Consider the following 19,935-nt stretch of genomic DNA (forward strand, 5'->3'; position numbering starts at 1 on the left):
GCGCGGACGAATCCTCCCGAACGATTATGTCCCGTCCCGTCTCGTCTACCACCACAATGTCCGATTCCGAGAACGTCGAGTTCACCGTCGACGAGGGCGTCGCCACCGTCACCATCGACCGTCCCGAGAGCCTCAACTCGCTGAACCTCCCGACGCTCGACGCGCTCCACGCGGCCGTCGAGGAGGCCGAAGCGCGGGACGCGCGCGTCCTCGTCCTCCGCGGCGCGGGCGAGAAGGCCTTCGTCGCCGGCGCGGACATCAGCTACATGCAGGACCTCGACACCCCGGGGGCCGAGGAGTACGCCCGCCGCGGCCACGACCTCGCCGCTGCCGTCGAGTCGTTCCCCGGCGTCTCCATCGCGGCCATCAACGGCTTCGCGTTCGGCGGTGGCTGTGAACTCGCACTCGCCTGCGACCTCCGCGTCGCCTCCGAGCGCGCGGTCGTCGGCCAGACCGAGATCGACCTCGGCATCATCCCCGGGTGGGGCGGGACCCAGCGTCTCCCCCGACTCGTCGGCGACGAGACGGCCCGCCGCCTCGTCTTCTTCGGCGAGCGCCTCGACGCACAGGACGCCTACGAGGAGGGACTGGTCGGGGAGGTCGTCGCCCACGACGAACTCGACGACCACGTCGCGGAACTCGCCGCCGACCTCGCGGCGAAACCCGCTTTCGCGCTCCAGGCGGCGAAGGAGGCCATCAACGCCTCCCACGAGACCACGCTCTCCGCGGGTCTCGACTTCGAACGGCGCCTCTGGTCCTCGCTGTTCGGCACGCACGACCAGCGCGAGGGGATGGCCGCCTTCCTCGAAGACCGCGAACCCGACTTCGAGTGAGCGGGGGGAGAGGTTAAGGACCGGCCGGGTGTGCTCTGTTGAATAGCGATTTTATCGGCCGATATCACAGGTTTAGAAGGATGAAGCCGAGGAAATCGATTCTGACCTATGGAAGTCGATATCCTCGACTTCGTGGAAAAGTGTCGGCACCTGGCTAAACAAGCGTTGGGGAAGCACGCGGGCGAGCCCGCCAGCGGCGGGTTCGCCCGCTGGAAGCACGTAGTCATTCACTGTTTCCGGCGTGAAGAGGGCCATAGCTTCCGTGAAACGGAAAATCGGCTGGAGTACATGACGGCACTGTTGGAGGTACTCGATCTGGAGGAGGGAGATATCCCTGACTTCACCACACTCAACAAGTCGTTCGATCGGTTCAAAATGTGGGTCTGGCGGGCGTTGCTGCGCGTTTCAGCGCAGCAACACCCGCAGTCTGGTCACGTCGCCCTCGATAGCACGTTCTTCGACCGTGGCCACGCCTCAGCGTACTACCGTACGCGGTCTGATCGATCGGTAGAAACGCTCAAAGTGACGACGTTGACTGATACGGAGTCACTTGCCGTTCTCGATGTGCAGTGTCACGCCCAATGGAGGCATGATACGAAAACTGGTCCGCAGATCGTCCGCCGGAACGCGGACGATCTGCATACTGTCGCCGCCGATAACGGGTTTCAGGACTGGCACACCGAATACGAGATTGCTGCGCTGGATCTTGAGTATCTCGTTCACTACCGCGGTTCGTCACTGATGGCAACCGCAAACAACGCGCTTATCCGGTCAAAAGGCTACTCTCAGCGCTGGATGGCTGAGACTTCATATTCGACGACGAAGCGCTCGCTCGGCGATGCCGTGCGAGCGCTGGACTGGTATCGACAGTTCCGTGAAATCGTCCTCATGTTCGCCATTACTAACATAGAGTCTCTCTGTGAGCCGCTCTAACCATGACTCAGCAGCTATTCAACAGAGCAGCCGGGTGTACCACCGGCTATGACACGAGAAGTACGGCTGAACGAACTCGACGAGGTTCTCGAAGGGCTTCCGTACCCGATCTCGCGCAAGAACGTCCGTGAGGAACTCGACGACGTCGTCCTGGTCTACGCCGACGGCGAGGAGGCGGCCACGGACATCGTCGACCGCTCCGAGGAAGACGTCTTCGACGACCCCGCGGACCTCCAGACAGAGATACTCAACTTGCTCCCCACGGAGGCCGTCGGCGAACCGGGCCAGTCCGAGGGGGAGGGCTGAGGGGTTCGACACCACGGACGTCGGCAGTGCGACCTCGTCGCACGAATCCGGGCGTTTATGCCCGTCGGTCGCCTAAATTGGATAACGATGCAATTCTGCGACGAGTGCGGTTCGATGATGAAGGCGGAGGGCGACAAGTGGGTCTGCGGGAGCTGTGACTACGAGGAACTCCGCGACGAGGCCAAAGAGGCCGCGATGGTCACCACGCAGGGCCAAGAGGAGAGCGAGGTCATCGACACCTCCGAGGTCAGCGCCGAGGACATGGGTCCGACCACGGAGACCCGCTGTCCCGAGTGTGGCCACGACCGCGCCTTCTGGGAGATGAAGCAGATCCGCTCGGCCGACGAGTCCGAGACGCGCTTCTTCACGTGCACCGAGTGCGAGCACAAGTGGCGCGAAGACGACCACTGAGGCACTCGCACTCGACACGCGCTCCTCACTCCGCTACCTCTCCGTTCTCGAACTTCTCGATTACCTCCAGCGCCGCGGTCATCGCCGCTTCGTCGGTCTCGCAGTGCGTGTAGTGCTCGCGGGCGACGATGCCGGTGAACCGCCACAGGTCGCGGGCGTCGTCCCACTCGACGCGCTCGGCGGTCACCTTCAGGTCGTCGAGGTTGTAGGAGACGCGGAGTCCGCGTTCGGGTTCGACCCACTGACGGCCGACGACGCCGGCGTCGGTGTCCTCGGCCGCGCCACCCTGCCACTCGCCGGGGGCCTCCGGCGGGTCCGGGTGGTCGACGTCGGCGGTCTCGAAGCGGTCGGCGACACGCGCGCTGACGGACTGGTCGCTCATCGCCCGTGGGTTGGCCGTCCGCGCGGTTCAGTCCTTCCACTCCGAGTTTCCCCCTTCCCCGTTCCGACACGTCTTTGCGGGCGCTCCGACGACTACTGAGTATGCGCTACGACGAGGCGGCGAACTTCCTCCTCGACCTCCAGCGCCTCGGGCCGAAGGCCGGGACGGCCTCGACGGCGGACCTGCTCGCACAGTTGGGTGACCCCCACGAGGGGCCGACGTACGTGCAGGTCGCGGGGTCGAACGGGAAGGGCAGTACGGCGCGGATGGTCGAGCGGGTCCTCCGTGAGGCCGGACTCGACGTCGGTCTCTACACCTCGCCACACTTCGACGACCTCCGCGAACGCGTCCGCGTGAACGGACGGAAGATACCCGAGACGGCGGTCGCCGAGTTCGCGACGGCCGTCGAGGACCACGTCACCGACCGCGGTGCCGCGGGCGAGTCACCGACGTTCTTCGAGACGGTGACGGCCATGAGCCTCTGGTACTTCGGCCGCGAGGACGTCGACGTCGCGGTCCTCGAAGTCGGCATCGGGGGGAAGTACGACGCCACGAGCGTCGTCGAACCGACCGCGAGCGCGGTCACGAGCGTCGCGCTCGAACACACGAGCGTCATCGGCGACACCGTCGAGGAGATCGCCCGCGACAAGGCCCACGTCGCGCCCAGGGAGAACCCGCTCGTGACCGCGACGACGGGCGACGCACTCGACGCCGTGACCGACCACGCGGGCGACGTCGTCCGCGTCGGAACTGACGAGGACGCAGACGTCCACGTCGAGTACGGCGGTCGGGTGAACCACGCGGAGGCGGCCGTCACGCTCGACGGCCCGGACTGGCACCTCGACGCCCGTATCCCGATGCTCGGCGACTACCAGGCCGAGAACGCGGGGGTCGCGGTCGCGCTCGCCCGACAGGTGGGCGGCGACGCCGTCGACGAGGAGATACTCACCCGAGGTCTCCGAAAGGCGACGTGGCCCGGCCGCTTCGAGGTGATGGGGACCGACCCGCTCACCGTCCTCGACGGGGCACACAACCCCGCCGCCTGCGAGGCACTCGCCGAGACGCTCGCCGAGTTCGAGGACGAGTACGACGACCTCCACCTCGTCTTCGGCGGGATGCACGACAAGGACCTCGCGGAGATGGTCGAGGCGCTCCCGACGCCGGACCGGGCGCTCACGGCCGTCCCCGACGTGGGCCGCGCCGAGGAGAAGGAAGTGCTCGGCCGCGTCCTCCGGGACGCCGGCGTCGACGACGTCCAGGAGGTGAGTTCGGTCGAGACGGCCGTCGACCGCGCGCTGGTCGAGGCCGGCCCCGACGACGCCGTCCTCGTCACCGGGTCGCTCTACGTCGTCGCGGAGGCGCGCAACCGCTGGACGCGCGTCGACCACGTGAAGCGAGTCGAGAACCTCGACGACGCCCGCGAGGTACTGGAGGGGACCCACGTCTCCCCGCCGGGCGTCTGGCGGATGCGCGGGAAGGGCGTCCACCGGGTCGTCAAGACCCGCCTCCAGAAGCGACAGGCCCAGTTCGTCAAAGAAGAGTTGCTCTCGCTCGGCGGCGAGTGTGCGCTCTCCGGACTGAACAACCAGGTCCGCGGCCGACTCGACGTCGTGATGATGGGGACGCTCGCGCAGTTCAAACGCCTCTGCGGGAAACTCGACGGCCAGCCCTACGGTCTCTCGGTGTTCGCGGACGAACTCCGCGAGACGCTCGAAATCGGCGTCGAATCCGTCGAACACGGCTACCCGTGGGAGGGGGACCGGACGGCGGTCATGGGCATCCTGAACGTCACGCCCGACTCCTTCCACGACGGCGGCGAGTACGCGGCCGTCGAGGACGCCGTCGCCCGCGCGCGAGAGATGGTGGAAGCGGGCGTCGACATCGTCGACGTGGGCGGGGAGAGCACCCGACCCGGCGCCGAACCGGTCCCCGTCGCCGAGGAGAAACGGCGGGTCGTCCCCGTCGTCGAGCGAATCGCCGATGAGCACGGTGACGACGTCCTCGTCTCCGTCGACACGATGAAGGCCGAGGTGGGCCGCGCCGCCCTCGAAGCCGGTGCAGACATCCTCAACGACGTGACTGGCCTCGAAGACCCGGAGATGCGCTTCGTCGCCGCCGAGTACGACGCGCCGCTGGTCGTGATGCACTCCATCGAGGCCCCCGTCGACCCCGAGACCGACGTCGAGTACGACGACGTCGTCGAGGACGTAATCGACGAACTCCGGGAGCGCGTCCTCCTCGCGGAGAAGGCGGGTCTCGACCGCGAGAAGATCATCGTCGACCCCGGTCTCGGCTTCGCGAAGTCGAAGGCCGAAGAGTTCGAGATTCTCGCCCGCACCGACGAGTTCCACGCCCTGGGCTGTCCGGTGCTCGTCGGGCACTCCCACAAGTCGATGTTCGGGAAGGTCGACCGCTACCCCGACGAGGGCGGCTACGCCACCGTCGCGGGGACGACCATCGCCGCCGACCGCGGGGCCGACATTGTCCGCGTCCACGACGTCGAGGAGAACGTCGCGGCCGTCCGGACGGTCGAGGCGACGCGGAAGGGAGCCAGCCACGACGGCGGCGAAGACGGGAGCGACCGCGACGATGCCGAGTGACCGGCCGACCGACCAGTCGACCGACCAGGACCGCGACGTCGACTTCCGGCGGGCGGTCCGCGACGGGTACGACGACCTCGCGGACACGTACGCCGAGCGGCGCAGCGAGGGAGACGCCGCCGGTCTCGCGCTCCTCGACGACCTGCTGGACGGACTCGACGCGGGGGCGCGGCTCCTCGACGTCGGGTGTGGGGGTGGCGACCCGTTCCTCGCCCGCGTGGCCGCGACCGACGGCGTCGACGCGGTCGGGTTCGACGTCTCGCACGAACAAGTCCGCCGTGCCGCCGCCCACGCGCCGTCCGTGCAGGGCGACATGACGTCGCTCCCGTTCGACGACGACTCGTTCGACGCGCTCACTGCGTTCTACTCGGTCATCCACGTTCCCGAGGAGGCCCACGCCGACGTCTACCGGGAGTTCCACCGCACCCTCCGTTCGAAGGGTCGCTCCTCGTCACGAGCGGGAGCGCCGCGTGGGAGGGCGAGAACCCCGACTGGCTCGACTCGGGGACCGAGATGCGATGGTCGTTCCCCGGTCCCGAGACGACCCGACGCCACCTCTCCGACGCCGGGTTCGACGTCGAGCGCGTCGACGAACTCGACGACTCGCTCGGCGGGACGTTCTGTCACTTCCGCGCGCGGGCCTAGAGCAGGCCGTACGCGTCCTGACCCGCGCGGTAGCGTTCGAGGTAGGCGTCGAGGAACGCCGCCTCGTCGTGGGTCGCACCGGACTCGCCGAGGTCGCGGCGGTCGAGGTCCGTCGCCTCGACGAGGCACTCGACGACCTCCTCGTCGTTGGTCGCGAGGAACCCACGCGAGTCGCCCTCGACGAGTTCGTGGGCGCTCGACGCGGCGTGGTACTCGACGATACCGACACAGCCACAGGCGAGCGCGCGGTGGAGGTCGGTCGCGAACGAGCAGCGCCGGGCCGTCTGGACGTAGACGTGCGCGCCCCGGAAGTAGGCGAGGCGCTCGGCGAGCGACTTCGCGCCGACGAAGTCGACGCGGTCGGCGATTCGCAGGTCACGGGCCTGTTTCTCGTAGCGCTCGCGTTCGGGACCGTCCCCGACGACGGTGGCCGACCAGTCGTACCCGCGGAACTCCGCGAGTGCGAGCAGGAGCGTCTCCAGGTTGGCGTCCTCGTCGAGACGCCGGGAGAAGACGACGTCGCCGGCGTCGGCGGCGGGTTCGGTCTCGCGAATCAGGTCCACCTCGACGGGGTCGGCGACGACACCGATTCCGTCTTCGGCGACGCCCGCCTCGCGGAGCGCCGTCGCGACGGTCCGCGTGGGGACGACGGTCGCGGTGGCGCCGCCGACGGCGAACCCCGAGAGCCAGTCGGCCCACACGCCGCGACGCTCGGGCGGGTCGTAGTGTTCGACGAGGAGCGGTGCGCCGGCCAGGCGAGCGCCGACGCGGGCCGCGGCGGCGTGGCTCGGACGGTCCCCGACCGCGTGGACGACGTCGGGTGCGAGGCGCCGGACGACGCCCGGGAGGCGGGCGGTGAACCACCGGGAGTCGGCGCGCTCGGCGACGGCGACGTAGGTGACGCCCTCGTGGTCGAACTCGTCGGGTAAGCCGTCCCACCACTTCGCGCTGGCCACGACGACCTCGTGGCCGCGGTCGGTCAACAGTCCGGCGAGGCGGTAGAGTCGGTCGGCCGTCGACTGGACGTCTCCCTCGCCGACGGTCGCGTGGTCCCGGCGCTCGTCGGCGTGGTGGACGGTCTCGGCCGCGACGAAGGCCACGCGCATGTTCGCCGGGACGGCAGACGAGGTGAAAAAGATACACCGTTCACTCGTGGGGTCCGGCCGCCCTCACTCGTCGCCGTCGAGTAGGCGTTCGACCGTGTCGACCACGGTCACGTAGTCGTAGGACGCGTACTTATCGAGCGAGAAGAGTATCCCCTCGCCCTGGCCGGTCGGGACGACCGTCACGAGCGTCTCGGGGAAGACCCGCGTCGTCGCCTGCATCTCGCCGTCGAAGAGGTGGTCGTAGGCGGGCTTGGCGGTCGACTCCAGGCGGGCGTGTTCGAGCACCCGTTCGTCCGTGTCCTCCGAGTACTCCTCGCGGATGTCCGCACGCATGTAGACGACCTCGCCGCCGTCCGGAACGAAGTAGGAGACGACCCGGAGGGCGTCGCCGACCGCACCTTCGACCTCCTCACGAACGGTCTCGGCGGTCTCCCTCATACCCGACATCTCGTTCCCCGGACCTATCAGTGCTGGGGATAGCCGACCACGACACCGGCCACGACCCAAAACGCTATCCGGACTCCAGGCGAACCGCGCGGCGTGAGCTACGACATCGAACGGTACCTCCACGTTCGGAGCGCGGGCGGGCCGTCGTTCGGTCCCGACGGACAACTCGCGTTCACGATGGACGCGACCGGCGTCCCGCAGGTGTGGCGCCTCGACGAGCCGCAGGCCTGGCCCGACCAACTCTCCTTCCACGAGGAGGCCGTCGGCTTCGCCTCCTACTCGCCGACGCGCGACGAACTCGTCTTCGGGATGGACCAGGGCGGCAACGAGAAGACCCAGCTCTTCCGACTCGCGGGCGACGGCAGCGAGGAGGTGAACCTCACCGACCACCCCGAGGCCATCCACCAGTGGGGCGGGTGGAGCCACGACGGCGAGCGCTTCGCGTTCACCGCCAACCGCCGCGACGAGGCCAACTTCGACGGCTACGTCCAGCGACGCGACGAGGTCGGCGAGGCCGCCGAACTCGTCTTCGACGGCCAGGAGAAAGACTGGCTGTCGGTCGCTGGCTGGAGTCCCGACGACGAGCGCCTCGTCTTCCACGAGATGCACTCGAACCGCGACCACGACCTCTACTGTCTCGACCTCGACTCCGGCGAGACCACCCACCTCACCGCCGACCAGGAGGGCGAGGTCCGCTACGGCTCCGTGTCGTGGGGACCGGACGGCGACGTCCTCTACGTCACGACCGACCGCTTCGCCGACACGCTCGAGCTCGCGGAACTCGACCCCGAGACCGGCGACATCGAGGTCGTGTACGAGGGGAGTGGGGAGTGGAACGTCTCCAGTGTCGCACTCGACCACGACTCCCGGACGCTCGCCATCGTCCGCAACGTCGAGGGGTACAGCGACCTCTCGCTGGTCGAACTCGGTCCCGACCGCGAGTGGGAAGACCTCTCCAGCCCGGACCTCCCCGAGGGAGTCCTCATGGGACTCTCGTTCGGCCCCGACGCCGAGCGGATCGCCGCCGCCGTCTCCGCGCCCACGGAGAACACGAACGTCCACGTCTTCGAGCGCGACACGGGCGAGGCCGAGCGCTGGACCGACGCCTCGACGGCCGGCATCCCGAAGGAGACATTCCGGTCGCCCGACCTCGTCCACTTCGAGTCGTTCGACCGGCTGGAGGTCCCGGCGTTCTTCACCGTCCCCGAGGGCGACGGTCCCTTCCCGGTCATCGTCGACATCCACGGCGGTCCCGAGGCCCAGCGCCGGCCCTACTTCCTCGCGCTCCGGCAGTACTTCGTCGACAACGGCTACGCCGTCTTCGAACCGAACGTCCGGGGGTCCTCGGGCTACGGCCGCGAGTACATGAACCTCGACAACGTCGAGAAACGGATGGACTCGGTGGCGGACGTCGCGGCCGGCGTCGAGTGGCTGAACGCCCGCCCCGAAATCGACCCCGACCGCGTCGTCGCCTACGGTGGCTCCTACGGCGGTTTCATGGTCCTCGCCGCGCTCACCGAGTACCCCGACCTCTGGGCCGCCGGCGTCGATGTCGTCGGTATCGCGAACTTCATCACCTTCCTCGAGAACACCGGGGAGTGGCGCCGCGAACACCGCGAGGCCGAGTACGGCAGTCTGGAGGAAGACCGGGAGTTCCTCGCGGACATCTCGCCGATCAACAACATCGAGAACATCCGCGCGCCCTTACTGGTGCTCCACGGCGCGAACGACCCGCGCGTGCCCGTGGGTGAGGCCGAACAGATCGCCGAAGAAGCCGCGAAACACGTCCCGACGGAGAAACTCGTCTTCGAGGACGAGGGCCACGGCTTCAGCAAACTGGAGAACCGCATCACCGCCTACCGCAAGACCGTCGAGTTCCTCGACGAGCACGTCTGAGGCAGTCGATTGAACAGTTGTACAACTGTTCAACTGACCCGTTCAGATGACGTCGGTCCGTGTCGCCGCCTCGATGGCCGCCTCCTCGGAGATACCGTCACCGAGGATGGTGTAGCGGTCGCGAATCTCGTGGGCGTGAGTCAGCGCCTCGACGACTTCTTCGTCCGTGATGCCGAGGTCGTCGGCGGTCGTCGGGGCGTCGAGCGTGTCGAGGGCGTCGCGGACGGCCGTCCAGTCGCCATTCTCGCCGGTGTGGAGGTACTCGACGAGGATGGTGCCGACGCCGACCTGGTGGCCGTGGAGAGCCTTCCCCGGCGCGATGCGGTCGAGTTGGTGGCTGAAGAGGTGTTCCGCGCCACTCGCCGGCCGCGAGGACCCGGCAATGGACATGGCGACACCCGAGGAGACGAGTGCCTTCACGACCATCCACGCCGACTCCTCCAGACCGGGTTTGATGCTGCCGGCGCTGTCGACGAGGAGTTCGGCGGTCATCTCGGCGAGCGCCGCCGAGTACTCCGAGTAGGTGACGTTCTTCAGGCGGTTGGCGAGTCGCCAGTCCTTCACGGCGGTGTAGTTGGAGATGATGTCCGCACAGCCGGCGGTCGTGAGTTCCCACGGCGCGTCGGCGAGGACGCCCGTGTCCGCGATGACGGCGATTGGCGGGGCAGCGGAGACGCTGTGGCGGGTGTCGCCCTCGGGGACGGATCCCCGTCCCGAGACGATGCCGTCGTGGCTCGCGGCGGTCGGGACGGAGACGAAACCGACGCCGAGTTCGTCGGCGGCCATCTTCGCGATGTCGATGGCCTTCCCGCCGCCGACGCCGACGAGGAAACCGGCGTCGGCCTCCTCGGCCGCGGCGAGGACCTGCTCGACCGACGAGAACGTCGCCTCCTCGACGACGGTCACGACGGGGTCGTGACCCGCCTCCTCGAACTGCGCGACGAGGCCGTCCGCCGCGACTTCCTTCGGTGTCGGACTCGTGACGACCAGTGGCCGTCCGGCGAGGTGGACGTCCGCGACGACTTCCACGGCGTCGTCGAGCACGTCGTGGCCGACCACGACGTTCCGCGGGAGTCGGATCCACGAGGACTTCTCGAACATACTCGCCCCGACGGGTGCACCGGGAAAAACAGTTCCCCATCGCCGCGGGAGTCGTGCCCGGTCGGGCGCCGACCGAGTGAGTCAGGACAGGAACGGTTCTTCGAACTCCGGACAGCAGGGACAGTGGACGCCCTGGTCGGGCTTACACCACCCGCAGAACGCCTCGTCCGACTGCTGGTCGCCGCGGTCCGGCCGGGTCTCCGAACCGTCGCCACCGCCGTTCCCGCCGTCACTACTGCCGTCGCCACCGCCGCTTCCGCCGTCACTGCCGCCGTCACTGCCGCCGTCGCTACCGCTCTCGTCACCACTCCCGTCACCGCTCCCGCCACCGCCGATCTGTCCGACCGTCTTCGCGTAGTCGGCGATACCGTGTCGGTCGCGCGGCGTTCCCTCGATGTTCCGGGCGTTCGCGACGAAGTCGTCGGAGACCGTCGCGGGTTTCGCGTCCGGGTTCCGCTCGAGGTAGCGGGCGGCCATCCCCGCGAGCGCGGGCGCGGCGAAACTCGTCCCGGAGGCGACGGTCCACTTCTCGGAGACCGGCTCGCCGAGACTCGTCCCGGAGGCGCGGGCGAGTCGCGTCTGCTCACCGAGCGCGACGACTTCGGGGTTCTCCTCGGGGTTGTACGAGGAGAACGAGGCCATCTCCCCGGACTCCGTGCAGGCGCCGATGGCGAACGCGCGCTCGGCGGTGGCGGGCGACCCGCCGCGACCGCCGGAGTTGCCCGCGGCCGTCGTGTCGCGGACGCCCCGCTTCACGAGGAGGTTCTGGAGCCGATCGATGGTCCGCGACTGCTGGCCGCTCCCCCACGACATGTTCACGACGTCGACCTGCTCGGTGTGCTGGAAGAGCCACTGGTAGGCCCGGTAGAGGTACCGCATCGACGTCCGCTGCTCGTCGGGGAAGATCGTCAGACTCGTGATGGTCACGTCCGGCGCGAGTCGGGCGACCTGGCCGGCCGAGGCCGTCCCGTGGCCGACGGCGTCGCCCGTTCCCGTCCCCGTGACGTCGACGTGTCGGACCTCGACGTCCTCGAACACCGAGTGCGAATCGTCGACGCCGCTGTCCATCACGACGACGTGGACGCCTTTCCCGGTCGCACCCTCCATCGGGACGTCCTGGAGTTCGCGGACGTCCTTTATCGTCGCCGTCGGCTTCTCCGAGTCGAAGGAGACGTCGGCGACGCGCGTGTGGAACTCCATCTCACCCTCGACGTCGACGACGTTCTCCCGGTCGACCTCGCCGAACGTCTCGACGAGGGCACCGCCGTATGGGCCGAAGTCGAAGCGCTCGACGACGTCGTGGTTCTGTTCGATACCGTACGGCCGACCATCGGTGAGTACGTACTTCTTCACGAGGAATCCGCCACGTGACGTGGCTACCCGCGACTACGGTCGGCTGGAACTTTAATTCAAAGGCTATTGTAGAGAATATAATTAGGGGAATTATTACGAGTTGAAAGATTCTGAAATTTATTGTCGAGTCGGAGAGACGTCTCGACGGCGCCTCACACCCACGGTATCGTTAGTTTCAACTAGTCTCTGGAGTTGTACTATCGGGACTGGTTTCGCCACAAATACTTTTGTGGTTGCGTTTGTCACACCGAACGTGCCGATGTCCGCCGCGTCTCCCTTCCACCGACTGTACGAGTCGGTCCGACGACGCCACGGTCTCGTCGCGACGGTAGTGGTGGCGTACGCCGTCGCCGGCCAGTTCCTGTTGCGGGAGTGGAACCTCTCGGAACTCCGTATCGCGCTCGGGGCCGTCGCGCTCGTCCTCGGGTTGCTCGTCGCCCTCGTCAACCTCCAGGACATCCGCGAGGCCACCGAAGAGTCGCGCTGAGGGACGTCGTCAGATCGTCTCCAGGACGCCGAGCACTCGCGCTTCGTCCTCCCGGGACGGTCCGACCTCGCGTCCGTCGCGGTCGCTCTCCAAGTGTTCCTCGACAGTCCGGGCCATCGCCTCGTCGACTGGCGTCGACTCCCATCCGAGCGCGGCGAGTTTGCTCGTGTCGAGGAGGTGCGGGTGTGGCCGGTAGAGGGGGAACGACCTGAGTTCGAGTCCGCCCGTCGAGAGTTCGCGGTCGCTGGCGTGGACGAGTTCGACGTCGGTGTCGAGGTGGTCGGCGGCGAGTTCGACCGTCCGCTGGAGCGTGAGGGCGTTCCGGTCGCCGACGTTGTACGCCTCTCCCGCACGCCCCTCCTCGGCGACGGTGCGGATGGCGCTGGCGACGTCCTCGACGTAGACGCGCTGCCAGAGGTTCGTCCCGTCGCCGGGCAGGAGTACCCGGTCGTACTCGTTCACGCGCGCGAGCCAGTAGTCGAGGCGCTCGGTGTAGTCGTGTGGTCCGTAGACGACGGTCGGGCGGACGGACATCGCGTTCACGCCTCGTTCGGCCGCGGAGAACACCTTCCGGTCACCCTCTGCCTTCCGGTTGCCGTACGTCTCGTTCGAGTTGTCGGCCGCCTGGTCGGGCGTACACGCCTTCAGCGTCGTCTCGTCCTCCCGCTTCGGGACGTCCTCGTCGGCGTAGACCGCACCGCTGGAGACGTAGACGTAGGCGTCGACGTCGGCGAAGATTTCGGTCGCCTCGCGGACCTCCTCGGGGTGGTAGGCGACGCAGTCGAGGACGACGTCGGGGTCGACCTCGCGCTTGGCGGCGAGGAGTCGCGACGTGTCGCTCCGGTCGCCCGGCAGGTGGTGGACCTCGGGGTGGTCGGCGAAGGGGTTCTCGTGCTCGCCGCGGTTGAAGATCGTGACGTGGTAGTCGTGGTCGAGGAACTCCTCGACGGCGGCGCGGCCGACGAACCGCGTCCCGCCGATGACGAAGACAGACTCCATATCGGGGCGTCGTGCGGCGGGGAAAAAGAGGTGGCGGGTCGGCCTCCGCGTCCCTAATCGTCGGCGCTGTGGGGGACGCTCACCGGTTCCTCGGTGCCGGCGGAGTCCGGGAGCGAGCGGCGGGCGTCGCTCTCGGGACGCTCGGCGATGGCCTCGGCGTAGGCCTCGGGCATGACTTTCACGAACTGGCCGGTCGCACTCTCCCAGTCGTCGAGGAGTTCCCGCGCGCGCTCGGAGTCCGTGTAGGCGGCGTGGTTCTCGACCAGTCGGCGGAGGGCCGCTTCGTCGCGCTCGGAGAGGTCGTCTTCGACCGTGACCATCTCGGTGTTGACCTTCGAGCGGAAGTCGCCCTCGCCGTCGAAGACGTAGGCGACGCCGCCGGACATGCCGGCCGCGAAGTTGCGACCCGTGTCGCCGAGGACCGCGACCAGCCCGCCGGTCATGTACTCACAACCGTGGTCGCCGACGCCCTCGACGACGGTCTTCGCACCGGAGTTGCGGACCGCGAATCGCTCGCCGGCGACGCCGTTGACGTAGAGTTCGCCGTCGGTCGCGCCGTAGAGCGCGACGTTGCCGACGACGGTGTTCTCGCTCGGGTCGTAGCCGGCGTCGGCGGGCGTGCTGACGGCGATGCGGCCCCCGGAGAGTCCCTTCCCGACGTAGTCGTTCGCGGCGCCCTCCAGGTCGAGGGTGACGCCAGGTGCGAGCCACGCACCGAAGGACTGGCCGGCGGTGCCGTCGAGGTCGACGGTGATGGTGTCGTCGTCGAGACCGTCGCCGCCGCGGGCCTTCGAGACGGCGTTCGAGAGGATGCCACCGACGGTGCGGTCCTCGTTGCCGACCGTCGTCTCGACGGTGACTTCCTCGCCGTCCTCGATGGCGGGCCGGGCGGCGTCGACGAGGTCCCAGTCGAGGTGCTCGTCGATTTCGGTGGTGTCCTGCTCCTGGGTCTTGTAGCGGTCGTCGTTGTCCGCGGGTTCGGCGAGGACCGAGGAGAGATCCACCTTCGCGGCCTTTTCCTGGCCGACGTCCTCGCGTTGCTCCAGCAGGTCGACCCGACCGACCATCTCGTCGACCGTCTCGAAGCCGAGGTCCGCCATGATGTGGCGCAGTTCCTCGGCGATGAAGCACATGTAGTTGACGACGTGTTCGGGTTGACCGGGGAAGCGGTTGCGGAGGTCCTCGTCCTGGGTGGCGACGCCGACCGGGCAGGTGTTGGCGTGGCACTGGCGGGCCATCACGCAACCGGAGGTGACCAGCGAGGCCGTCCCGAAGGCGAACTCCTCGGCGCCGAGGAGGGCACCGACGGCCACATCGCGACCGGTCTTGAGTCCGCCGTCGACGCGGAGGGTGACCCGCGAACGCAGGCCGGTCTCGCGGAGGAGTTGGTTCGCCTCGGTGAGACCGAGTTCCCACGGCAGGCCGGCGTGCTTGATGGAGGTCTTCGGGGAGGCGCCCGTCCCACCACTGTGTCCGGAGATGTGGATGCAGTCGGCCTTCGCCTTCGAGACGCCGGCGGCGACGGTGCCGATACCGGCCTCGGAGACGAGTTTGACGTGCACGCGGGAGTCGGGGTTCCCGGCACGCAGGTCGTGGATGAGTTGCTTCAGGTCCTCGATGGAGTAGATGTCGTGCTGGGGTGGCGGCGAGATGAGACCGACGCCGGGCGTCGAACACCGGACGTCCGCGATCATCTCGTTGACCTTCTTGCCGGGGAGGTGACCGCCCTCACCGGGTTTCGACCCCTGGGCCATCTTGATCTGGAGGTCGTCGGCCGCCGAGAGGTACTCGGAGGTGACGCCGAAGCGTCCGGAGGCGACCTGCTTGATGCGACACTCCCGGTCCGTCCCGAAGCGCTCGGGCGGTTCGCCACCCTCGCCGGTGTTGGCGCGGGCGCCGATGGAGTTCATCGCCTCGGCGTTGTTCTCGTGGGCCTCGGGGCTCAGACTCCCGAGACTCATCGCGGCCGTCGAGAAGCGTTCGACGATGTCCTCGACCGGTTCGACGTCGTCGAGCGGGATGGACTCGCGGCCCTCGTCGTCGAATTCGAGGAGTCCGCGCAACGTCTGGAGTTGCTCGTTCTGGTCGTTGACGAGGTCGGCGAACGTCTCGAAGTCGTCGTACTCGCCGCCGCGGACGGCGTTCTGGAGGGCGTTGACCGTCTGGGGATTCCACTGGTGGAACTCGCCCGCGGAGCGGTTGGTGAACTCGCCCTGGCGTTCGAGGTCGACGTCCTCCTCGTCGCCGAAGGCGGCCGCGTGACGCCGGCGGAGATCGGCCTCGATGTCCTCGATGCCGATGCCCTCCGTCCGGTTGGGCGTCCCCTCGAAGTAGTCGGCGACGAAGTCCGAGTCGAGACCGACCGCCTCGAAAATCTGGGCGCCCTGGTAGCTCTCGACCGTCGAGATGCCCATCTTCGCCATGACCTTCAACAACCCCTGTTCGAGGGCGCCGAGGTACGTCTCGACCGCCTCGGTCTCGTCCATGCCGTCGGGTCCGGCGACGAGGTCGCAGACCGACTGGATGCCGAGGTAGGGGTTGACCGCACCGGCGCCGTAGCCGACGAGCGTGGCGACCTGGTGGACGGTGCGCGGGTCGGCCGACTCCACGACGAGTCCCGCGTGTGCGCGGACGCCCTCGCGGACGAGGTGGTGGTGGACTGCGCCCGTCGCGAGGAGCGAGGGGATGGGTAGTCGGTCCTCGCCCGCGTTGCGGTCGGAGAGGACGAGAATCTCGGCGCCCTCCTCGATGGCCTCGACCGCGTCGGCGCGGACGTTCTCGACGGCCGTTTCGAGGTCGACCTCGGGGTCGTAGGTGACGTCGATGGTCGCGCTCGGGACGGCGGCGTCGCGGACCGCGTCGAGGTCGGCGTCGGTGAGCAGCGGCGAGTCCGCGACGACCTGGTTGGCGTGTTCGGGCGTCTCGTCGAGGAGGTTTCGCTGGTGGCCCAATCGCGTTTCGAGCGAGGTGACGAGGTCCTCGCGGAGGTAGTCGATGGGTGGGTTCGTCACCTGCGCGAACAGTTGGCGGAAGTAGCTGAACAGCGGCTTGTTGAACTCGGAGAGGACCGAGAGCGGCGTGTCGTCGCCCATCGAACCGACGGGGTCCTTGCCGGCTTCGAGCATCGGTTCGAGGAGTTCGTCGAGTTCGTCGTGGGTGTAGCCGTGGACGGCCTGGTGGGCGCGGAGGTCCTCGACCGTCCGCCGGGGAGTCGGCCCGTCGTCGGCGTCGAGACGGACCTGTTCGGATTCGACCCACTCGCCGTACTTCTCGTCGACGAGGTCGTCGAAGACCTCCTCGTCGGGGACGACGCGGCCCTCCTCGGGGTCGGCGAGGAACAGCTGTCCGGGCTGGAGACGGCCGCGTTCGCGAATCTCCGACTCGTCGGTTTCGAGCGCGCCGGCTTCACTGCCCATCACGAGCGTGTCGTCCGCGGTGATCTCGTAGCGACAGGGACGCAGGCCGTTGCGGTCGAGGACGGCACCGACGCGCTCGCCGTCCGTGCCGACGACGAGGGCGGGACCGTCCCACGGTTCGACGAGGGAGGCGTGGTAGTCGTACCAGTCGCGCCGGTCGTCGGCCACGTCGTCGGCCTTCTGCCACGCCTCGGGGACGAGCATCCGGAGGGCGTGAGGGAGGTCCCGGCCACCCTGCATCAGGAGTTCGAGGGCGTTGTCGACGGAGGCGGTGTCGGACTGGCCGGGGTCGTCGATGATGGGCGTGACCGTCTCCAGTTCCTCGTCCGTGAAGCCCTCGGCGTCGAGGTCCGCCTCGCGGGCGCGCATCCAGTTGACGTTGCCCTTGATGGTGTTGAACTCGCCGTTGTGGACGACGTTCCGGTAGGGGTGTGCGAGGTGCCACGCGCCGAGCGTGTTCGTCGAGAAGCGGGCGTGGACGAGCGAGAAGGTCGTCTGGAGGCGTTCGTCGGAGAGATCCTCGTAGTAGCTTCGGAGTTGGGTACCCTTCAGGAGTCCCTTGTAGACGACGGTCTCGCGGTCGAGCGAGCAGACGTAGAAGCGTTCGTGGTCGACGGCGTCCTCGACGGCCTGGCGGGCGACGTAGAGCGTGCGATCGAACGCCTCGCCGTCCGCGTCGCCCTCCGGTGAGACGAAGACCTGGGCGACGTGGGGTTCGGAGTCGAGGGCCGTCTGTCCGAGGTCGGAGTTGTCGGTCGGGACGTCGCGCCACGCGACGACGTCGAGGCCGTGGTCGGCGAACGTCGATTCGACGGTGTCGACGACTGCGTCGCGTTCCTCGGCGTCCTGGGGCAAGAAGAGTGCGCCGACGGCGTACTGGTCCGGGAGCGGGCCGACTTCGTCGGCGAAGAACTCGTGGGGCGTCTGGAGGAGGACGCCCGCGCCGTCGCCGGTGTCTTCCTCGGCGCCGGTCGTTCCGCGGTGTTCGAGGTTCGCGAGCAGGTCGAGACTGTCGTCGAGGATTCGGTGGCTTCGGCCGCCGTCGAGGTCCATGACGACCCCTACCCCGCAGTTCGACCGTTCCTCGGTCGGGTCGGCGAGGAGTCGGTGGTCGTCGGTGACGTCGTTTTCGCTCATACCACACCGTGACACTGCACACCATAAAACGCCTATCCTGATACCCTTAGTGTGTATAAGTACGCATTTTATGAATATTATCACCACTATTGTTCATCCAGAACGGAAGACTGCGCCGGTTTCGACGTCGCGTGCGACACTTTCCGTATCGCGGGGCGAGCAGGTGTCGACGCGAGTATCGAGCGACTATCCCGCCCACAGCGAGGCGACACCCCCGTCGAACCGGTCGGATGCCGCGCTCGTCGACAGGATTCTTCGTCCTTTAGGGCAGCTAAGGAAGGTGACCGAGTCGGTGGTCTGAGTCCGCGTGACGCGTTCGGACGGCGGCCGGACGACCGTGCACCGACGTCAGACCGGTGAAGCCGGTCCCGGTACGGTGAGGACCGCCGGCCTCTCTCGCTCTCGGGTCGTCAGTACGACTTCGCGAAGTAGGCCGTCTCTTCGGCGTCGTCGCCGCACATCGTACACTCGTCACCGATGGGGTCCTCGTCCTCGGCGAACGGGACCATGACGATCTCGGCGGCGATCTTCTCCTTGATGACCTCCTCGCAGGCCTCGTCGCCACACCACGGCGTCTTCACGTAGCCGCCGTGCTGGCCGATGGTTCCGAGGATCTGCTCGGGCGAGTAGGCCTCGCGGACGTTCTCTTCGAGGTTCTCCTCGGCGGTCTCGTACAGTTTCGTGAAGATGTCGTCGAGGTGCTCGTCGACGCCGTCGACGAGGTCGCCGCGGTCGACGACCTCGGTCTCACCGTCCGGACGGTGGACGGCGGTGACTTCCTCGTCTTCGACCTCGTTCGGGCCGATTTCGAGGCGGAGCGGGACGCCCTTCAGCTCCCACTCGTTGAACTTGAAACCGGGGTTGCGCTCGTCGCGGTCGTCGAGGTGGACGCGGAAGCCGGCCTCTTCGAGTTCGGCGGCGACCTCCGTGGAGTACTGGAGGACGTCCTCGCGGGTCTCCTCCTGCCAGATGGGGACGATGACGACCTGCTCGGGCGCGACCGTCGGCGGGAGGACGAGACCCTGGTCGTCGGAGTGCGTCATGATGAGCGCCCCGAGTGCGCGCCACGACAGCCCCCACGACGTCGTGTGGGCGACGCGCTCTTCCTCGTCCTCGTCGATGTAGGTGAGGTCGTAGGCCTCGGCGAACGACTGCCCGAGGTAGTGGGAGGTGCCCCCCTGGACGGACTTGCCGTCGGGCATCAGGGCCTCGACGGTCGTCGTCGTATCCGCTCCGGGGAACTTGTCGTGGGGTGGCTTGCGCCCGCGGAGCACCGGGATACCGAGGACGTCCTCGTAGAGGCGCTGGTACTGGTCGAGACGGGTGACTGTCTCGTCCCACGCCTCGTCCTCGCTCTCGTGGGCGGTGTGCCCCTCCTGCCAGAGGAACTCCTTCGTCCGGAAGAACGGCTTCGTCTCGGTGGCCTCCCACCGGACGACCGAACACCACTGGTTGACCCGTAGCGGGAGGTCGCGGTGGCTCCGGGTCCACTGCGCCATGTAGGGTGCGATGATGGACTCGCTGGTCGGACGGACGGCGAGGCGTTCTTCGAGTTCGTCGTGGCCGGCCTCGGTGACCCACGCGACCTCGGGGTCGAAGCCCTCGACGATGTCCTTCTCCTTCTCGAGGTAGCTCTCGGGGATGAACAGCGGGAAGTAGGCGTTCTGGACCCCGGTCGCCTTGAACCACTCGTCGAGGTGCTCCTGGACGGACTCCCACAGCGAGTAGCCACGCGGGCGCGTGACGATGAAGCCACCCATCCGCTCGGGCCCGTAGCTGGCGAGCCCCGCCTTCTGCACGACCTCGGCGTACCAGTCGCCGGTGCTGTATTGTTTGGACTCGGTGATACCGAGTTCCTGCTCGTCACTCATTACTAGAGTCGT

At 67.8% G+C, this 19,935-nt stretch carries 16 protein-coding genes and 1 pseudogene; 9 read left to right on the forward strand and 8 right to left on the reverse strand.

Translation table 11 applies throughout. The annotated features are described in order from the left end of the window. The first annotated feature begins 56 nt into the window (after positions 1-56). The 4 genes from P0Y33_RS08960 to P0Y33_RS08975 all read left to right on the forward strand — a co-directional run bounded on the left by P0Y33_RS08960 (position 57) and on the right by P0Y33_RS08975 (position 2,483). Positions 57-833: an enoyl-CoA hydratase/isomerase family protein gene (locus P0Y33_RS08960; protein WP_279527069.1), complete on the forward strand. Its 777-nt coding sequence runs from the start codon at positions 57-59 to the stop codon at positions 831-833. 108 nt (positions 834-941) lie between these two features. After that, positions 942-1,766 (forward strand): IS5 family transposase, encoded by an 825-nt coding sequence (locus P0Y33_RS08965; RefSeq protein ID WP_279527070.1) that lies wholly within the window; start codon positions 942-944, stop codon positions 1,764-1,766. 48 nt (positions 1,767-1,814) lie between these two features. Then, the gene (locus P0Y33_RS08970; protein ID WP_279527071.1) at positions 1,815-2,072 is read left to right on the forward strand and encodes a DUF5789 family protein; all 258 of its coding nucleotides are present in this window, start codon (positions 1,815-1,817) and stop codon (positions 2,070-2,072) included. A gap of 87 nt (positions 2,073-2,159) precedes the next feature. After that, entirely contained in the window at positions 2,160-2,483 is a 324-nt protein-coding gene (locus P0Y33_RS08975; protein ID WP_279527072.1) for a transcription factor S, read from the forward strand. 25 nt (positions 2,484-2,508) lie between these two features. Here the strand turns inward: P0Y33_RS08975 and P0Y33_RS08980 are convergent, their stop codons facing one another. Continuing rightward, on the reverse strand, positions 2,509-2,865 hold the full coding sequence (locus tag P0Y33_RS08980; RefSeq protein WP_279527073.1) for a hypothetical protein: 357 nt from the start codon (positions 2,863-2,865) through the stop codon (positions 2,509-2,511). 101 nt (positions 2,866-2,966) lie between these two features. Between P0Y33_RS08980 and folP the strand changes: the two genes are divergently transcribed. The 3 genes and pseudogenes from folP (at position 2,967) to P0Y33_RS08995 (ending at position 6,110) form a co-directional block, all read left to right on the forward strand. Next, a complete protein-coding gene (gene folP, locus P0Y33_RS08985; protein WP_279527074.1) occupies positions 2,967-5,465 on the forward strand; it encodes a dihydropteroate synthase in 2,499 nt (832 codons plus the stop codon). Beyond that, positions 5,455-5,853: pseudogene (locus tag P0Y33_RS19120) on the forward strand (class I SAM-dependent methyltransferase); the annotation flags it as partial. The gene folP and the pseudogene P0Y33_RS19120, both read left to right, overlap by 11 nt. A gap of 125 nt (positions 5,854-5,978) precedes the next feature. Beyond that, on the forward strand, positions 5,979-6,110 hold the full coding sequence (locus tag P0Y33_RS08995; protein WP_279527075.1) for a hypothetical protein: 132 nt from the start codon (positions 5,979-5,981) through the stop codon (positions 6,108-6,110). Here the strand turns inward: P0Y33_RS08995 and P0Y33_RS09000 are convergent. Together P0Y33_RS09000 and P0Y33_RS09005 are read right to left on the reverse strand one after the other, a co-directional pair. Further along, positions 6,107-7,216, reverse strand: coding sequence for a glycosyltransferase (locus tag P0Y33_RS09000; RefSeq protein WP_279527076.1), 1,110 nt, complete (start codon positions 7,214-7,216; stop codon positions 6,107-6,109). The genes P0Y33_RS08995 and P0Y33_RS09000 overlap by 4 nt on opposite strands. A 63-nt stretch (positions 7,217-7,279) precedes the next feature. Further along, positions 7,280-7,654 carry a DUF7522 family protein gene (locus P0Y33_RS09005; RefSeq protein WP_279527077.1) on the reverse strand — a complete coding sequence of 125 codons (375 nt, stop codon included), beginning with the start codon at positions 7,652-7,654 and terminating at the stop codon, positions 7,280-7,282. Positions 7,655-7,756: 102 nt separating this feature from the next. On the opposite strand from P0Y33_RS09005, the gene P0Y33_RS09010 reads away from it, so the two are divergent. Further along, positions 7,757-9,559, forward strand: a complete 1,803-nt coding sequence (locus P0Y33_RS09010; protein WP_279527078.1) for a S9 family peptidase — start codon at positions 7,757-7,759, stop codon at positions 9,557-9,559. A 42-nt stretch (positions 9,560-9,601) separates the two neighbouring features. Here the strand turns inward: P0Y33_RS09010 and P0Y33_RS09015 are convergent, their stop codons facing one another. Together P0Y33_RS09015 and P0Y33_RS09020 are read right to left on the reverse strand one after the other, a co-directional pair. After that, the gene (locus tag P0Y33_RS09015) at positions 9,602-10,660 is read right to left on the reverse strand and encodes an NAD(P)-dependent glycerol-1-phosphate dehydrogenase (protein ID WP_279527079.1); all 1,059 of its coding nucleotides are present in this window, start codon (positions 10,658-10,660) and stop codon (positions 9,602-9,604) included. Positions 10,661-10,741: 81 nt separating this feature from the next. Then, complete coding sequence (locus P0Y33_RS09020) at positions 10,742-12,013, reverse strand: S8 family peptidase (protein WP_279527080.1); 1,272 nt, start codon at positions 12,011-12,013, stop codon at positions 10,742-10,744. Positions 12,014-12,272: 259 nt separating this feature from the next. Here P0Y33_RS09020 and P0Y33_RS09025 point away from each other — a divergent pair, with 259 nt between their 5' ends. Continuing rightward, positions 12,273-12,500 carry a hypothetical protein gene (locus P0Y33_RS09025; RefSeq protein WP_279527081.1) on the forward strand — a complete coding sequence of 76 codons (228 nt, stop codon included), beginning with the start codon at positions 12,273-12,275 and terminating at the stop codon, positions 12,498-12,500. A 9-nt stretch (positions 12,501-12,509) separates the two neighbouring features. Here P0Y33_RS09025 and P0Y33_RS09030 read toward each other — a convergent pair whose 3' ends face one another. The 3 genes from P0Y33_RS09030 to proS all read right to left on the reverse strand — a co-directional run bounded on the left by P0Y33_RS09030 (position 12,510) and on the right by proS (position 19,923). Next, positions 12,510-13,499 carry an NAD-dependent epimerase/dehydratase family protein gene (locus P0Y33_RS09030; protein ID WP_279527082.1) on the reverse strand — a complete coding sequence of 330 codons (990 nt, stop codon included), beginning with the start codon at positions 13,497-13,499 and terminating at the stop codon, positions 12,510-12,512. Between the two features lie 53 nt (positions 13,500-13,552). Next, positions 13,553-18,052: a glutamate synthase large subunit gene (gene gltB, locus P0Y33_RS09035; RefSeq protein ID WP_279527083.1), complete on the reverse strand. Its 4,500-nt coding sequence runs from the start codon at positions 18,050-18,052 to the stop codon at positions 13,553-13,555. A 410-nt stretch (positions 18,053-18,462) separates the two neighbouring features. Next, a complete protein-coding gene (proS, locus tag P0Y33_RS09040) occupies positions 18,463-19,923 on the reverse strand; it encodes a proline--tRNA ligase (protein WP_279527084.1) in 1,461 nt (486 codons plus the stop codon). Positions 19,924-19,935: the final 12 nt, after the last annotated feature.

The sequence above is a fragment of the Halospeciosus flavus genome, assembly GCF_029814175.1.
GTDB classification, from domain to species: Archaea; Halobacteriota; Halobacteria; order Halobacteriales; family Halobacteriaceae; genus Halospeciosus; species Halospeciosus flavus.

What these genes read in the sequence shown, in the direction of transcription:
- P0Y33_RS08995 (WP_279527075.1), top strand. Translation starts at nt 5,979, where the DNA reads ATGCGATGGTCGTTCCCCGGTCCCGAGACGACCCGACGCCACCTCTCC.
- P0Y33_RS09030 (WP_279527082.1), bottom strand. Translation starts at nt 13,499, where the DNA reads ATGGAGTCTGTCTTCGTCATCGGCGGGACGCGGTTCGTCGGCCGCGCC.
- gltB (WP_279527083.1), bottom strand. Translation starts at nt 18,052, where the DNA reads ATGAGCGAAAACGACGTCACCGACGACCACCGACTCCTCGCCGACCCG.
- P0Y33_RS08980 (WP_279527073.1), bottom strand. Translation starts at nt 2,865, where the DNA reads ATGAGCGACCAGTCCGTCAGCGCGCGTGTCGCCGACCGCTTCGAGACC.
- P0Y33_RS08970 (WP_279527071.1), top strand. Translation starts at nt 1,815, where the DNA reads ATGACACGAGAAGTACGGCTGAACGAACTCGACGAGGTTCTCGAAGGG.
- folP (WP_279527074.1), top strand. Translation starts at nt 2,967, where the DNA reads ATGCGCTACGACGAGGCGGCGAACTTCCTCCTCGACCTCCAGCGCCTC.
- P0Y33_RS09025 (WP_279527081.1), top strand. Translation starts at nt 12,273, where the DNA reads ATGTCCGCCGCGTCTCCCTTCCACCGACTGTACGAGTCGGTCCGACGA.
- P0Y33_RS08975 (WP_279527072.1), top strand. Translation starts at nt 2,160, where the DNA reads ATGCAATTCTGCGACGAGTGCGGTTCGATGATGAAGGCGGAGGGCGAC.
- P0Y33_RS09000 (WP_279527076.1), bottom strand. Translation starts at nt 7,216, where the DNA reads ATGCGCGTGGCCTTCGTCGCGGCCGAGACCGTCCACCACGCCGACGAG.
- P0Y33_RS08965 (WP_279527070.1), top strand. Translation starts at nt 942, where the DNA reads ATGGAAGTCGATATCCTCGACTTCGTGGAAAAGTGTCGGCACCTGGCT.
- P0Y33_RS09005 (WP_279527077.1), bottom strand. Translation starts at nt 7,654, where the DNA reads ATGAGGGAGACCGCCGAGACCGTTCGTGAGGAGGTCGAAGGTGCGGTC.
- proS (WP_279527084.1), bottom strand. Translation starts at nt 19,923, where the DNA reads ATGAGTGACGAGCAGGAACTCGGTATCACCGAGTCCAAACAATACAGC.
- P0Y33_RS08960 (WP_279527069.1), top strand. Translation starts at nt 57, where the DNA reads ATGTCCGATTCCGAGAACGTCGAGTTCACCGTCGACGAGGGCGTCGCC.
- P0Y33_RS09015 (WP_279527079.1), bottom strand. Translation starts at nt 10,660, where the DNA reads ATGTTCGAGAAGTCCTCGTGGATCCGACTCCCGCGGAACGTCGTGGTC.